Annotated in this window: 13 protein-coding genes; 4 read left to right on the top strand and 9 right to left on the bottom strand. The window is 59.0% G+C overall.

What is annotated here, in order from left to right; translation table 11 throughout:
• The 3 genes from JKV55_RS01755 (at position 1) to JKV55_RS01745 (ending at position 4419) form a co-directional block, all read left to right on the top strand.
• Positions 1-1209, top strand: coding sequence for an efflux RND transporter periplasmic adaptor subunit (locus JKV55_RS01755; protein WP_202082031.1), 1209 nt, complete (start codon positions 1-3; stop codon positions 1207-1209).
• A 59-nt stretch (positions 1210-1268) separates the two neighbouring features.
• Complete coding sequence (locus JKV55_RS01750; RefSeq protein WP_202082030.1) at positions 1269-3554, top strand: heavy metal translocating P-type ATPase; 2286 nt, start codon at positions 1269-1271, stop codon at positions 3552-3554.
• Between the two features lie 130 nt (positions 3555-3684).
• Positions 3685-4419, top strand: coding sequence for an endonuclease/exonuclease/phosphatase family protein (locus tag JKV55_RS01745; RefSeq protein ID WP_202082029.1), 735 nt, complete (start codon positions 3685-3687; stop codon positions 4417-4419).
• A gap of 630 nt (positions 4420-5049) precedes the next feature.
• On the opposite strand, the gene JKV55_RS01740 is transcribed toward JKV55_RS01745, so the two are convergent.
• Entirely contained in the window at positions 5050-6135 is a 1086-nt protein-coding gene (locus tag JKV55_RS01740; RefSeq protein WP_202082028.1) for an ADP-ribosylglycohydrolase family protein, read from the bottom strand.
• Between the two features lie 155 nt (positions 6136-6290).
• Here JKV55_RS01740 and JKV55_RS01735 point away from each other — a divergent pair, with 155 nt between their 5' ends.
• Positions 6291-7349 (top strand): linear amide C-N hydrolase, encoded by a 1059-nt coding sequence (locus JKV55_RS01735; protein ID WP_202082027.1) that lies wholly within the window; start codon positions 6291-6293, stop codon positions 7347-7349.
• Positions 7350-7368: 19 nt separating this feature from the next.
• Here the strand turns inward: JKV55_RS01735 and JKV55_RS01730 are convergent, their stop codons facing one another.
• The 8 genes from JKV55_RS01730 to JKV55_RS01695 form a co-directional block, all read right to left on the bottom strand.
• A complete protein-coding gene (locus JKV55_RS01730) occupies positions 7369-8607 on the bottom strand; it encodes an MFS transporter (protein WP_202082026.1) in 1239 nt (412 codons plus the stop codon).
• Between the two features lie 425 nt (positions 8608-9032).
• On the bottom strand, positions 9033-9203 hold the full coding sequence (locus JKV55_RS01725; protein WP_202082025.1) for a hypothetical protein: 171 nt from the start codon (positions 9201-9203) through the stop codon (positions 9033-9035).
• A 147-nt stretch (positions 9204-9350) separates the two neighbouring features.
• Positions 9351-11012, bottom strand: coding sequence for a hypothetical protein (locus tag JKV55_RS01720; RefSeq protein ID WP_202082024.1), 1662 nt, complete (start codon positions 11010-11012; stop codon positions 9351-9353).
• 46 nt (positions 11013-11058) lie between these two features.
• Positions 11059-11571, bottom strand: coding sequence for a HEPN family nuclease (locus JKV55_RS01715; protein ID WP_202082023.1), 513 nt, complete (start codon positions 11569-11571; stop codon positions 11059-11061).
• A 72-nt stretch (positions 11572-11643) separates the two neighbouring features.
• Positions 11644-12777 (bottom strand): hypothetical protein, encoded by a 1134-nt coding sequence (locus JKV55_RS01710; RefSeq protein ID WP_202082022.1) that lies wholly within the window; start codon positions 12775-12777, stop codon positions 11644-11646.
• Positions 12778-12852: 75 nt separating this feature from the next.
• A complete protein-coding gene (locus tag JKV55_RS20190) occupies positions 12853-13326 on the bottom strand; it encodes a DUF2441 domain-containing protein (RefSeq protein ID WP_500814670.1) in 474 nt (157 codons plus the stop codon).
• A 193-nt stretch (positions 13327-13519) separates the two neighbouring features.
• Positions 13520-13936, bottom strand: coding sequence for a hypothetical protein (locus JKV55_RS01700; RefSeq protein WP_202082020.1), 417 nt, complete (start codon positions 13934-13936; stop codon positions 13520-13522).
• Between the two features lie 92 nt (positions 13937-14028).
• Complete coding sequence (locus JKV55_RS01695) at positions 14029-14514, bottom strand: hypothetical protein (protein WP_202082019.1); 486 nt, start codon at positions 14512-14514, stop codon at positions 14029-14031.
• Positions 14515-14983: the final 469 nt, after the last annotated feature.

Genomic DNA, 14983 nt, shown 5'->3' with positions numbered 1-14983 from the left:
ATGGCTCGACCCCAGTCCCGTCGCTGGCTCACCCTTGGCACCGCCCTGGCGCTGGCGTTGCTGCTGGCCTACGCCTTCCGGCCCGGGCCCGCGCCGGTGGACACCGGTCCGGTTCGGCTCGGCCCCATGGTGATGACCATCGACGAGGAGGGACGTACCCGGGTGCGCCAGCCCTATGTGGTGGCGGCCCCGGTCGACGGCCGGCTGCTGCGGGTGGAGCTGGAGCCTGGCGACGAGGTCGTCGCCGGCGAGACCCTGCTGGCGCGGCTGTTGCCGGCGGCGCCCGGGCTGCTGGATCGCCGGCGCCGCGAACAGGCGCAGGCCGGGGTGGCGGCGGCGGAGGCCGGCCTGGGCGTGGCGCGTGCCGAACGGGAGCGGGCGCGGGCGGAACTGGCGCTGGCCGAGGCCGAACTGGCCCGCGGCACCCGCTTGCATGAGCAGGGCGCCGTGACCGCCGCCGGGCTGGACGCGGCCCGCCGCGCCGCCCGGGTAGCGCGCGCGACCCAGGACAGCGCCGGGGCAGCGCTGCGGCTGCGCGAGGCGGAGCTGGCCCAGGCCCGGGCGCAGTTACTGGAGACCGACGCGGGCGAGGGGGCGGAGCCGTTGCCCCTGGCGCTGGTCGCGCCGGTGTCCGGCCGGGTGCTGCAACTGCTGCAAAAGAGCGAGACGGTGCTGGCCGCCGGCACCCCCATCATGGAGCTGGGCGACCCGGAGGGGGATCTGGAGGTGGTGGTGGAGCTGCTGTCGACCGACGCGGTGCAGGTGGCGCCCGGCATGGGGGTGATCATCGATCACTGGGGCGGCCCGGCGCCCCTGGGCGGGGTGGTGGCGCGGGTCGAGCCCCGGGGCTTCACCAAATTTTCCGCCCTGGGGGTGGAAGAGCAGCGGGTGAACGCCGTTATCCGCTTCGCCGGCGAGCCGGCCAGGCGCCGCAGCCTGGGCCACGGCTACCGGGTGGAGGCACGGATAGTGGTGTGGGAGGACGAAGCGGCGCTGATCGCCCCGTCCAGCGCCCTGTTCCGGGACGGCGAGCGCTGGGCGGTGCTGGTGGTGGAGGGCCGGCGGGTGCGGCTGACCCCGGTGCGGGTGGGGCATGACAACGGCGTTGAGGCGCAGATACTGGCCGGGCTGGAGGCGGGGCAGCGGCTGGTGCTCTATCCCGCCCCCGGGCTGGAGGACGGCGCCTGGGTGCGGCCGCGGGGGGACTAGCCCCGGGGCACCCCCCGGCGGGCTAAGCTTGGGGTATGCCGCTTTTTCATGGTGTCGCCATGGTTCACCGCTATTACGCCAACCTGCTGCTGACGGGAGCCACCGCCGGCGCCCTGCTGGGCGGCGGCCTGCTCTGGCTCGGCGGCCAGCCGGCGCCGGCGCGCTGGCTGTGGCTGGGGGCCTCGGCCTGCGTATTCCTGTTGACCCTCGTCGACATAGTGCGGGCCATGGCGCGCGGGCAGGCGGGGGTCGATCTGCTCGCCCTGTTTTCCATCGGCGGCGCCCTCGCCCTGGGGGAATACCTGACGGCCGGGGTCATCGCCCTGATGCTGGGCAGCGGCCGTACGCTCGAGGACTACGCCGAACGGCGGGCGGGGCGCGAGATGTCGGCGCTGCTTGAAAAGGTGCCGCGCCACGCCAACCGCTACCAGGGCCAGGCCATAGTGCAGGTGGCGCTGGCCGCCGTCGAGCCGGGCGACCGCCTGCTGGTGCGCACCGGGGAAACGGTGCCGGTGGATGGCAGCCTGCTGTCGGAGCAGGCGGTGCTGGACGCCGCCACCCTGACCGGCGAGTCCTTGCCCGTGGATTGCCGTGCGGGCCAGCGCCTGCAAAGCGGCTGCGTCAATGCCGGCGCGCCCTTCGACATGCTGGCGACGCATGCCGCCGAAGACAGCGCGCTGAGCGCCATCGTCCGGCTGGTACAGTCCGCCCGCGAGTCCAGGGCGCCGGCCATGCGCCTGGCCGATCGCTATGCGCTGCTGTTCGTGCCCCTGGCCCTGGCGCTGGCGGGAGCGGCCTGGGCCTGGTCCGGCGACCCGGTGCGGGCGCTGGCGGTGGTGGTGGTGGCCACCCCCTGTCCGCTGATCCTGGCGGTGCCGGTGGCGATAGTGGGTGCCATGTCGCGCTGTGCCAGCCACGGCGTGCTGATCAAGCACGGCGGCGCCATCGAGAAGCTGGCGCGGGCCGAGACCCTGTTCTTCGACAAGACCGGCACCCTGACCGGCGGGCGCGCCCGCCTGGTGGCGGTGGCCGGCGCGCCGGGGGCCGACGGCGAGGCGGTGCTCCGGCTGGCCGCGTCGCTGGATCAGATGTCCGACCATGCGGTGGCCCGGGCCGTGGTGCAGGCGGCCCGGGAGCGGAACCTGGAGCTGTTGCTGCCCTCGGCGGTGAGCGAACAGGCCGGCAGCGGTATCTGCGGCATGATCGACGGCCGCCGGGTACGGGTGGGCAGCCTCGATTATGCCGCCGGCCAGGAGCCTTACCCGCCCTGGGTGGAACGGCTGGCGCGGCGCGGCGGCCAGGAGGGGAGCGGCGATGTTTATGTGGCGGTCGATGGCCGCCTGATTGGGGCCCTGCAGATGGCGGACGAGATCCGGCTCGACACCCCGCGGGCCCTGCGGCTGCTGCGGCTGGCCGGTATCCGGCGCAGCGTTATGCTGACCGGGGACAGGCGCGAGGTGGCGGAAACCATTGGCGGCGTGCTGGGGGTGGACGAGGTGCTGGCCGAGCAGACCCCGGCGGCGAAGCTGGCCGCCATTGCCGCCTCCGCTGAGCGTGGCGTGACCCTGATGGTGGGCGATGGGGTCAACGATGCCCCGGCCCTGGCGGCGGCCGACGTGGGGATAGCCATGGGCGCGCGCGGTGCGGCGGCCGCCGCCGAGGCGGCGCAGGTGGTGCTGCTGGTGGACCGGCTGGACCGGCTGGCCTTTGCCCTGCGCATTGCGCAGCGGGCCAGGGCCATCGCACTGCAAAGCGTGACCCTGGGGCTGGGGCTGTCCATGGCCGCCATGGTGGTCGCGGCGCTGGGCTACCTGCCGCCCCTGGCCGGCGCCCTGTTGCAGGAAGGAATAGACGTTGCGGCCATCCTCAACGCCCTGCGCGTGCTGGGGCTGGAGCGCCAGCCCTTGAAGGCGCGCCTGTCGGAGGCCCGGGTCCGGCAGCTGCGGGAAGAGCACGCCGCCATGCTCCCGGTGCTGGAGCAGATCACCCGGCTGGCCGACCGGGCGGCGGAGCTGCCAGCGGAACAGCTGCTGGCCGGCCTGCTGCGGCTGCTCGCGGCCCTGCGCCAGGAGATTTTGCCCCACGAACGGCACGACGATGCCGAGCTGTATCCGCAGGTCGCCCGCCTGATCGGGGGCGACGATCCCATGGCGACCATGAGCCACACCCACCGGGAAATTTACAAATCGGTGCAGGGGCTGGAGCGCCTGGCCGCGGCGCTCGAGGCGCCGGAGCTGGCGTCGCCCGCCTTGCCCGAGCTGCAGCGTGCCCTGTACGCCCTCGACACCATACTGCGCCTGCATTTTGCCCAGGAAGAAGAGCTGTACCACAACCTGGCCGAATAAGCCCGGCCACCTCGCCGCCGTGCGGAGCCCGGGGCGGGCATTTCCCCGTTGGCGTGGCGGGGGATGACGGCGTGGCGACCGGGGATGCTAAGATGGAGGTTGTATCCCGGCAACCGCAGGACAGATTCCTATGCTCCGCCCCCGTATCGCGCCCCATCAGCTCGGCCACCAGCATCAGCAGTTGGATCGGGACGGCCTGGGGGTGTTGTGCTGGAATACCCAGAAACTGACCCTGAACCCCGAGTTCCGGCTGTGTCTGACGGGGTTGATGCAACGCTTTCCCACCAGTCTGCTGCTGCTGCAGGAGGCCAAGCTGGCGCTGCACAGCCGGCTGCAGCTGGAGGGCTGGTCCTACGCGGTGTCGCCCAATATCCAGACCCCGGCACACCTGTTCGGGGTGCTCACCGCCGGCCAGTGCGCCTTCGATGAAGTCACCGCCCTGCTCAGCCGCACCCGGGAGCTGCGCTTCGCCACCCACAAGAGCCTGATCCTCACCCGCCATCCCCTGGCCGGGGGCGAGCAACTGCTGGTGGTGAATGTCCATGCCATCAACTTCGTGCATCACGGCCTGTTCCACCTCGAAATGGAGCAACTCAAGCGGGAACTGTTGCTCCACAAGGGGCCGCTGATCGTGGCCGGGGACTTTAACGTCTGGAGCCGGCGGCGCTGGCGCTACCTGACCGAGTTCTGCCTGGCCACCGGCCTGCAGCAGGCGGTGATGGAGGACCCGCACCATATCAAGCACTACTTTCGCCAGCCGCTGGACTTTATCTTCTACCGGGATCTGATCCTGCACTCGGCCACCGCCATCAATACCGACATGGTCTCCGACCATAATCCCATCTACGCCCGCTTTTCGGTGTGAGGGGACCAAACGAAGTCATGTCCGCGAAGGCATCCAGGGCGGGGCCGATCCGGACAGGTTTCACTGGGCGCGAATGCCCCATGGACCCCCGCCTTCGCGGGGGTGACACCCACTCCCGTCATGCCCGCGAAGGCGGGCATCCAGGGCGGGCGGGGCCGATCCGGACAGGTTTCACTGGGCGAATGCCCTATGGACCCCCGCCTTCGCGGGGGTGACACTCACTCCCGTCATGCCCGCGAAGGCGGGCATCCAGGGCGGGCGGGGCCGATCCGGACAGGTTTCACTGGGCGTGACATGCGCCCATGGACCCCCGCCTGCGCGGGGGTGATACCCACTCCTGGATGCCCGCGAAGGCGGGCATCCAGGGCGGGCGGGGCCGATCCGGACAGGTTTCACTGGGCGCGAATGTCCCATGGACCCCCGCCTTCGCGGGGGTGACACCCACTCCCGTCATGCCCGCGAAGGCGGGCATCCAGGAGCGGGCGGGGCCGATCCGGACAGGTTTCACTGGGCGTGACATGCGCCCATGGACCCCCGCCTTCGCGGGGGTGACGGTGGGTATTGCGGGGGTGACGGTGGGTATTGCGGGGGCGCCTGCCCCGTACCTGAGCCAAGCGCCGTCATGGGGCGTCAGGGCGCCTCCGCTGCCAGCTGCTCCGCCAGTTGCCGGGCCAGCTCCAGCAATTCATCGGCCTCGGCCAGCCCGTCGATAAAGCGCTGGGGAATACCGGACAGCCCCACCTGGGCGCCCACCAGGGTGCCGGTGAGCATGGCGCGGGCCTGGTTTTGGCCGCCGCCGTTGATGGCGTGCAGCACGGCGGCCTCGAAGTCGTCGTGGAAACGGGCGGCCAGGTAGTAGACGGCGGGCAGCAGATGGTAGATGGCGCAGGGCATGCCGTATACCAGCGAGACCTTCCAGGCCGGCTCGATGCGGATGGCGGGATCCTCGGCGGCTTTGGCCACGCAGGAGGGGGTGAGCAGGGCGTCCGGCGAGGCGAAGCGGCCGGCCCGGGGCGGCTCGGGGGCGTGGGGCGGCTGCAACTGCTCGCCGCTCACGGCATGAAAGGGCAGCTCGTCGGCCCGGACCAGCGCCATCAGCTTGCCGGACAGGGCCGGATCCAGCCGGTGCCCCTGCACCAGCAGGCCGGTGACGGCGCCGAAGGCCACCGTCATCGCCACCAGGTTGTTGTCTATCTGGGTAAGCACGGTGTTGGCCGCCACCGCCTCGGCCAGCCGGCGCGGCGAACGGGCGTGGCGCACGGCAATGGCCAGGGTGCGCTCTATCGCCTCGGTGGTGTCGGCGAAGCCGCCGCAGCGGCCCCAGGGGTGGCCCTCTTCCACCCGCTTGTGCCAGGCGTCGCGCATCGACTGGCTGGTGTAGCCGCCGGGGCCGGCGTGGGGCGTGCCGTCCAGCAGGGGGAAGAAGTCATGGTCCAGCCGCCAGCAGAAGTCGGCCTCGTCGTAGTCGCCGCAGTCCACCAGGGAGGCCAGGGTCAGCTTGAGCAGCAGGCCCGCCTGGGAGAGTTCGCCGGCCTTCAGCCCCTGGTGGTAGCGGCCGGCTTTGGGGGTGGTGTAGCCGTCTATCCAGTCGCCGTGGTCCCGGCGCAGCTGCGCGAAATCGTAATACCAGTGCGGGCCCACGCCCAGGGCCTCGCCGATAAAGGCGCCCATGATGGCGCCGGCGGCGCGATCCTGCAGGGGAGAAAGAGGGGGCATGGCGGCTCCTCGATAAGGGGGACAATTTCTATTGTAGGCGCTGGCGCCACGCCCGGTGGGGAAGCGTGCCGGGTCTTGATGGTAGAGGGGTTACACTATAAAAAGACATCTGGGCCGGATCCCGGTGGGTCCGCCATGCCAACCATGGAGTTTACATGAAAAAACTTGCCGCTTTGATCCTGGCCGGCTGCGCCGTGCTCGGCGCCGGACTGACCGCCCAGCAGGCCCAGGCCTGTACCAGGGCCGTTTACCTGGGGGAGGAGGGACGCATCCTGACCGGCCGCACCATGGACTGGAGAACGGACATCGGCACCCACCTCTGGGTGCTGCCGCGCGGGGTGGAGCGCCACGGCGCCGCCGGGCCCGACTCCCTGCGCTGGACGGTGAAATACGGCAGCGTGATCGCCAGCGCCTACGACGTGGCCAGCAGTGACGGCCTGAACGAGGCCGGCCTGGCCGCCAACCTGCTGTGGCTGCCCGACTCCGTCTTCCCCGAACCGGACGGCGCCACGCCGACCCTGTCTTTGTCGCTCTGGGCCCAGTACATGCTCGACAATTTCGCCACCGTGGCGGAGGCGGTGGAGCATGTGCGCAAGCACCCCTTCCTGGTGCTGACCGGCCAGGTGCCCGGGCAGGACAGGGATGCCCTGGTGCACCTGTCGTTGTCCGACGCCGCTGGCGACAGCGCCATCATGGAATACCTGGACGGCGAGCTGATCATCCACCACGGCCGTGACTACCAGGTGCTGACCAACGAGCCGCCCTACGCGCAGCAACTGGCCCTGCTGCAATACTGGGAGAACATCGGCGGCACCACCATGCTGCCGGGCACCAACCGCCCGGCCGACCGCTTCGCCCGGGCCCATTTCTACATCAATGCGGTGCCCAAGGTGGAGGACGCCCGGCTGGCCACCGCCGCCGTGTTCAGCGTGATCCGCAACGTGTCCGTGCCCTACGGCGTGAGCACGCCCGAGGTGCCGCATATTTCCTCCACCCGCTGGCGCAGCGTGGTCGACCACAAGGATCTGCGTTACTACTTCGAGTCCGCCCTTAGCCCGAGCACCTTCTGGCTGGATCTCAAGGGCCTCGACTTCGCTCCGGAAGCGGGCAGCCGGGTGCTGCGCCTGGGCGAAGACCAGCGCCGGATACTGGCCGGCGAGGTGTCGGAGGAGTTGGAGGCGAGCGCGCCGCTGACCTTCCAGCCCGCCGCCTGAGCGGCCCAAGTGACGGCCTTTATGAGCGGGGCTCCTTCACCCGGGTCAGCAGCCAGGCGCCGAGGGCGAACAGCACCAGCAGGCTGAGCAGCGACAGCCGGTTGCTGCCGCTCACCAGCGCCACCGCCCCCACCAGCAGGGGCCCCAGCACCGCCGCGAACTTGCCCACCATATTGAACAGGCCGAAGTAGGCACCGGCCTGGTCGGCGGGGATCAGCCGGGAATAGAAGGAGCGGGACAGCGCCTGCACCCCGCCCTGCACCAGGCCGATGGCCCCGGCCATAAGGAAGAACTGGCGCTCGGTTTGCAGGCTATAGCCCCAGGCGGTGACCCCCACATAGACCAGCAGCCCCAGGTAGATGGCCCGCCGGGTGCCGATGCGCTCGCCCAGGTAGCCGAAGGCCACGGCGGCGGGAAAGGCGATAAACTGCACCATCAGCAGCGCCGCCACCAGGCTGTTGCTGTCGAAGCCCAGGGCCATGCCGAAGTCCACCGCCATGCGGATAACGGTGTGCACCCCGTCGATATAGAGCCAGTAGGCGATAAGGAAGGTGAACACCGCCGGTCGGCCCGCCGCCTGGCGCAGCAGGGCGACCAGGGCCGCGAAGCTGGAGTCGGTGCCGGCAGCGGCGGGCCGCTCCTTCACCCAGAAAAACAGCGGCAGGGCGAACAGCGTCCACCAGGCCGCCACCATCAGGAAGGAGACCTTCACCGCCTGGGTGGCCGAGGCCAGGCCGAACCACTCGGGCTTAGTGGCCATCACCACATTGAGCGCGAACAGCAGGCCGCCGCCCAGGTAGCCCAGGGCATAGCCCCAGGCCGAAACCCGGTCGCTCTCTTCCGGCGCGGCCACGTCCACCAGCAGGGCGTCGTAGAAGGTGAGGCCGCCGAAAAAGCCGACGCTGGCGGCGGCGAACAGCAGCGCCGCCAGCAGCCACTGGCCCTCGCCGGCCCAGAACAGCCCCAGGGTGGGCAGCACGCCGATCAGGGTGAACAGCAGCAACAGGCGCTTTTTGGCGCCGTGCCGGTCGGCCACGGTGCCCAGCCAGGGAGACATCAGCATCACCAGGAGGCTGGCCGCCGAGCTGAACAGCCCCAGCCAGAAGGTGCTCTGGGCCGCCGCCATCTCCCCGGCCCAGTACTGCTTGAACAGCACCGGGAAAAAGCCGGCCAGCACGGTGGTGGCGAAGGTGGAGTTGGCCCAGTCGTACAGCGCCCAGGACCAGGCGGCACGGGTTTTAAGGGTGAGGGTGGTCATGGAGAGATCCTCGAATGGGGGTTGGGGCCGATCATCGCACGCTTCCTTTACCATTGGGTGTCGGCCGGCGAGGGGTGTATCCGCCCCTGCTTGACGCCGGTGCCACAGGCCGCTTGGGCCGCCTGCTTAAACGATCTTCTCTAGTCTGGTCGCGATTGCGGGCAGCCACCAAGGTGACGGGGTGTTTTTATGGGCGGAGACCGACGGCCTGGCCTGATAAGAGCGAGCCTGGTAATGGCTTTTCCATGGCGAGAAGTGGACTCCCTGCTGCCATTAAATAACTGTTCCGAATGGTAGATCACTACCGACAGCGACTGGGCTCCGCTAAGCAGACCCTCCGCGCCAGGGATGGCGCGGCGGAGCCCCCAGGGATGGATTCTCGGCGTGTCTGCGTGCGGGGCCCGGTTGATGTAGCACTATTAGGATCAGTTATTTAGTAGCTGGTAGTGCTTTTTGTTCTCGTTTTCTTCATACCACTCATAATCTTCTTGTTCGAGCGTAGATTCTCCGGAAATATCATCAATTAAGTCATCGATAAAGTCTGGATCACTCGGACTTCTGCCGTACATTGCACATAAATCTTGATAGTCGCTCATTGGCTACTCTTAAACTGATAAGGCTTATAACGCCCGCCTAAGGGGCTGGCAACGCATTACCACTAAACTCAAACACAACAACCGAAACCACCGTGGCTCATTGGGACTGGAAACGCTACGCGTTGACAGTCCCTCTTGAGGCGTTTGTTAGCTCTGTTTCATTTTTGATGAGGAACATACCGTCATAAGATAATCCAATAAAGCTACTGATTTGGTTAAGATACCTTCAAAAACAGAAATTAGATCTTTGCTACCAATTTCAAATTCAGCTGCAATTTTTTTGTAATTACTACCTTTTCTATGTGCTGAACTACTAGAACGCAGGTTTTGAAGCTTCCTTAAAAACTGAATATGATTTTCATACTCTTCTATAGAGATATTTTTAAGAGCAGTTTCTAGGCGAGATATACCACCTTTTATATTTCCTCTCAATTCGTTTTCAATGAATTGGTTCAATTGCTTTTCGTTTAAAGAATCTATAAGAACTTTGGTAAGACCGAGAACAAGATCATCAAAATCACGTTGTTCGTTTGTTGATGGAATTCTTAGGCATTCAAAGTGATGAATATCTTCATCACTTAGTGGGAGCAATAAGTTCCATCCCAAATTTTCAATACTAACTTTTTGCAATTCTGAGTACTTAGATTTGAACACATGCTCCAAGCGATCTGAGTCCGCAAATTGCGCCATTATTTGACGTTTATAATAGGTTTCGCTTACACCACCAGATGGAGGCACATTATATGATCTCCAATGTAGCTGTTCTTCATATGGAAGATCCCTACCTAAATCACCCAACCAGACACAAACCTTGCCATCATGATGATTATCTATCTGAAGTCCCCACAAGCTTGCGCATCTTAGAATAGAGTCACAAACTGAATATTTACTTGGTTTTCCATAGTATTTATCTAACACCTCTTTTTTAAAGTGAACAGCTGTTAGGTAGTTTGGTGCTTCTGGATTTGCACCGAAAAAGTTGGCAAGCAATTCAGGGTTTGAGTTGTATGATATATCATCTCCAAATTCATCTGTGTCTATGATGAAGTCGACATATTTCTTTGATTCTTCTTTTGTGAACCCATATAAGCCACTCTTTGATTTAGGAAATGGGGTTATAAGTTTTTTACCTAGCAATCTTGAAAATGCTTGATGTTCACCAAAACCACCAAAGTCACCGTATGCAAGTGTCCATATATGAAATTCACTTTCTTCAGATGTTTCATCTTCCTCTAGAGATAATTCCTTTTCAGAAGCTCGTGAATGCTCTCTACAATCAAACTGTATTGATAAAAACATCTCTTTTATGGCAAGAAATTGCTTTAACTCCTTTAAGCGTATTTGTATATGATTTGAACTTATCTCCACAACAATAGTTTCATTGCCATCATCATCAATTTTTATATATCTGTTATTTATGTGATCATGATATAGATTATGAAATAATCTGAACTCTTCAGATATTTCGTTATAGTTATCTTTGAAACCATGAAAATCTCTACAAATAACTAAAGGTTCAACACCATTGTCACTCCCGAATCTGTGATATTCTGGAATTTCTTCACCTTCATCATAATATACACAAGAACTGGGCATCCCGGACCCAATGCTCAAATCCCATGTGTAATTAGAAAGAACTTCTTTCTTTTGGTCTATCGGAACTAGAGCACAATAGATACCGTAATTGCGGTCTCCATTTCCATAGTCGGAGAGATAGATAGTTAACATTTCCGTTGTTTTTGGTTCTTGAAGAACTGACTCAAGCATTTTTTGCTGTGATAACCGTTCTTTTTCTTTTTCAATATTCATATTTACTACAACCTTGAATTTTTTGCAGTGAGAGCTAACGTGGCCATCAGTGGCGCGAGGTACGAGCGTCCACCTGCATGGTGTTGTTCGCACTGTCTTGGTTTCCGTCGAAGTAAGTTCTTTTCGCCAATCCTGCAAACGACTGTATGAAATTTCCAAAGTCACCGGCCGAAATCGATGCCTCGAAAGGGTCGGTTTTATTCCGGTTGTTGTCTCTGAGTGTCAGCTGAGCATCACTGGAGAAAGAGAAGCGACCGTGTGCAATGGCGTTCCGAATCCGTCGAATGGTGACGTCGCCAGCCGACACATTGAAGGCCGAGAAATCTAGGTTAGCTTCGTCGATTCCGCTTATCGCCGTTTCTCGGGGATACACGAACACGATGTAAGCGTAAGACATCAACAATCCTGGATTCACCAGTTCACAGTTCTCATTTTTCTTGCGATAGCTAGCGACCGAAGCTTTTAGGTTGGGATCTACGCTGGTCGCTGAATTGAATATCCACCCGATGGCTATTTGAGCCTGAACCACCAAATTCCAGTCTGTATCATCCGGCATCATCTTCTCCCTGCGAACGCCTGGCTTTGCGGCGTGCCGAAGCGCAGCTTAGGCGCGTCCGACAACAGCCAATTGTTATAGCATGATTTCTGCAAATGCTGCTCGCGCATCTTGTAAAGATTTTTCCACTCTTGGGAAGTCACGGCGCCTCTCCGCAAGGTATTTTTCAATAACTGAAAAACAATGATCAAGATCCGATAAATCTTCGTCGGTAAATGTAATCGTGTTTATCCCAAACTTAGAAAAATACTCATTACGTTTTTTCATTTCCTTTGCCCAATCATCTCGTAGCACATCATTCATTTCTGACTTAGTTACATTACGAATTCTGTCTACCTTCATATGCGTGGATGCAGGGCTTATTTCAAACCCAGTCTTACTCATCGTATAAGGATTAAGCACAACGTAATCAAGGCGGTATTTATGTTTCTTTTCTTTACCTGCGAATCGCAGCTCTGGAATAAGGAATGGTTCCTCGTATGGAGTTGAAGACTTACGCAAATATGTAAGATAGCGGTCTGCGATCCCTTTCTCATACTGTGAATTAGAGACCCGCTTCAAAATGCTCCGGTAGAACTGTGAGAACTGCTTTGGAGAGTCGAATTTCACTGGCTCATCTGATTCAGGGTCTATCAGTCCCGACTGCATTACATGCCGAACTGTCCAGTAGTTAAAGTCGGCCCGGCGCATTTCGGATTTATCGTTTACCCATTCATCGCTTCTCATTTCTGGCGAAATAAGTAATCCCCATACTAAATTGCCTGAACCAAACCAAACAGACCATAGATTCTCGTCGGGCTTGTTACGCACACGCTCCTTAAAGTTGCGGTAGAAATTTCTGGTTAAAAACAGGAACAAGTACTCGGTAAGAAGATCATCCTTGAGCGCACACATCAGAAAATACTCACGACCAACGCGCCCATAGTACTCTGGTTTTAGGCGGCCCTGCTCTGCTTGGCTCTGTACGCGTTCGGTGAGTCCCTTGAGCCACTGTGAGATAAAGTCTTTAGGGTCGAGAAATGCAGTTCGGACGCTGTCGACATAGACATTATTATTGGAGCCGAGCATCGCGTGAAACGAGTGAATCGATCGATTTCCCGTAATATCCTCAAAGCGATCTAAAGCGTCTGGCTGCAATTGCCGAATCCGCTCAGTCAATTGCTGCTCTTGCTTTTCGAGAAAGCGCTTATCAAGCCCACGAACATCCATCAGATCGACATACTCCTATAACGTGGAGCGAAGCGGCGGCTGAAAGCCGTCCGCCTTCCGCGAATTGTTAAATTTTTATTCGACCCTGGCGCCAATTGTGACCGGCAATTCGAGGACAACCTCAGTCAATCCCGAGAGTTCCGCAGGGCCATCGTGTCCACTCCAATACTCGTGAGCCAAATAGGAACAAATCAGGGTAGTCTGGTTATTGTCCAGCAATCGCATGTTTCCCTTGAAAACCGGTCCTTCTGTATAGATCTCCCGTATTGGCGAGTTGATCTCTCCATAGGACGATCTAAATTGCCGAGCCTCTTCTATTGAGCAACAAGCAAAAATGCTCTGAAACCGCGACGGGCGGTCAGGGAAGTGAGCCTTTCGAACATTCTCAAATAGCAACTCGATTATTGGACTAGCTATATTGCCACGACTGTCATTTCTCAGGAGATACTGTTCACCATGAGCTGACAAACCGGAGGGGTAAAGCATGTCCACATGTGCCTGGAGAAAGTCAGGTTCCACATCCGCATGGCGAACTAACTCCAGCACCATTCCTTCCATGAGCGTACCTGCTCTGTCCACAGCAAAGAATCTATCCAAACTTCCCCCAGAGAATTTAACGCCGTGCTCAACGGCAGTTTGTAAGTTGTGGTTTTGTGGATTACTTTTGCGCAGCAAAACCACAAAGCCGCGACTTACAAACTGTCCAGCGCACGCAGTGCGCGGGTTGCAGCACTTTGTTATGCTACTTCTTTTCAGGGATTCGCCCGGTATATCTATAAATTACCGTAGGACAATACTCTTTATCAGAGTAAGTTATTATAAATTGATGATTTGATAAAAGTTTTTTCTGACTTACCAGGCTAGCAACAATACTTTTTTCGGAAATTCTAGTTGCAGGATCAAAGCTATATTTAACGGAACCATTTTCAATAATATTAATGACAAGGCCACTAAATTTATTACCTTCAATTTTTGGCTTAATAATTGCCTCAATTAGCACGCCCTCCTCAAAAATGTAAAAGTCACCAAAAGAATAATGCCATTCAACGATTTCTTCGGTTATTTCATTTTCAAATACAGCAGGCTCTTTACAGTCTAGGCTAAGAGAAAAGGCATTTTGTGAAAATATACAGAATAGAAGAAAAAATATTTTTTTCATTCAATGCTCACAGGTTTTCATGCATAACGATTAAGCTAAGGGGCGGGCTTTAGCCCGTCCCAGTGAGCGAAGCGAACGATTTGAGCGCATTGTTATACGGCACAATCTTGTAGAAGTTCAATGTCTTTTAAATGCTTATTTATCTGTTTTTCTGCCGAGGTAATGACATATTTCTTAAGTGCTATTAAGTGAGCGACTGACGGAATTCGAACCGGTATGTTGAATAGATTCCCCTCAATAGAGTCCCTGATAATTTCTTCAAAAGTGAGTCCATCCTTTGGGGGCGTAATAATGTCTGCGTAGTGATGCCTTTTTAGCGGGAGTTGGATGCCGGCTTTAGAAAATGAATTACGCTCAAGCCCGTTGAGATTGAAGCTAGAAAGGGCACGATAAATTCGCTCTGAATTAGCGGGGCTTGGATTAACGAGAAGATCCATGTCGTCTACTTCTCTGCTAGGGCAATACCAAGCAACCGCTAAGCCTCCAACAACCACGAACTCGACATTACTTGCTGCGAATGCTTGCACAATTTCCTTATTGGCCCCTGTGCAAATAAGATTGTCGCCGATTCTGTTCATATGGGTGCCGTATAACGCCTTACTCACCGGAAAATTGGGAGCGCAGCGAGTAATTTTTCCGGTGCAGTAATTTGTTAGCAGCACCAATTAATTTTCGCGGCTTGCCGCCACACGATGCTTAACGAAGTTACTGTAACCGTTAATTTAAAACCAAACCAGCCAAGTGCGATACAGCGAAATAACTGGAACCCTAAAAGCCTTTTACAAACGGAGCAAAGAATTTTAAAGAACAACGCTACTGAATCAGCCGAGATTGCTCCGAACCAACAAACTGGCGTACTTTGCGCTTTGGCTTTGTAGCTAAGAAAACCAAATGCGAGCAAGACCAGAATAAAACGTACATTTAAAACTTTAATAGCTGCTAACGCTCGCCTAACCGGCGAAAAATAGCAGGCTAAACTTAGCGACGAAGGAGCGCAGCCTGCTGTTTTGCGTCCTTTGGTTTAGGCGCTTGTTATAGCCACACACA

Source organism: Zobellella iuensis (assembly GCF_016746085.1).
Lineage (GTDB): Bacteria > Pseudomonadota > Gammaproteobacteria > Enterobacterales > Aeromonadaceae > Oceanimonas > Oceanimonas iuensis.
The sequence above is the reverse complement of the archived record's forward strand: the minus strand, read 5'-3'. Positions and strand labels throughout refer to the sequence as shown.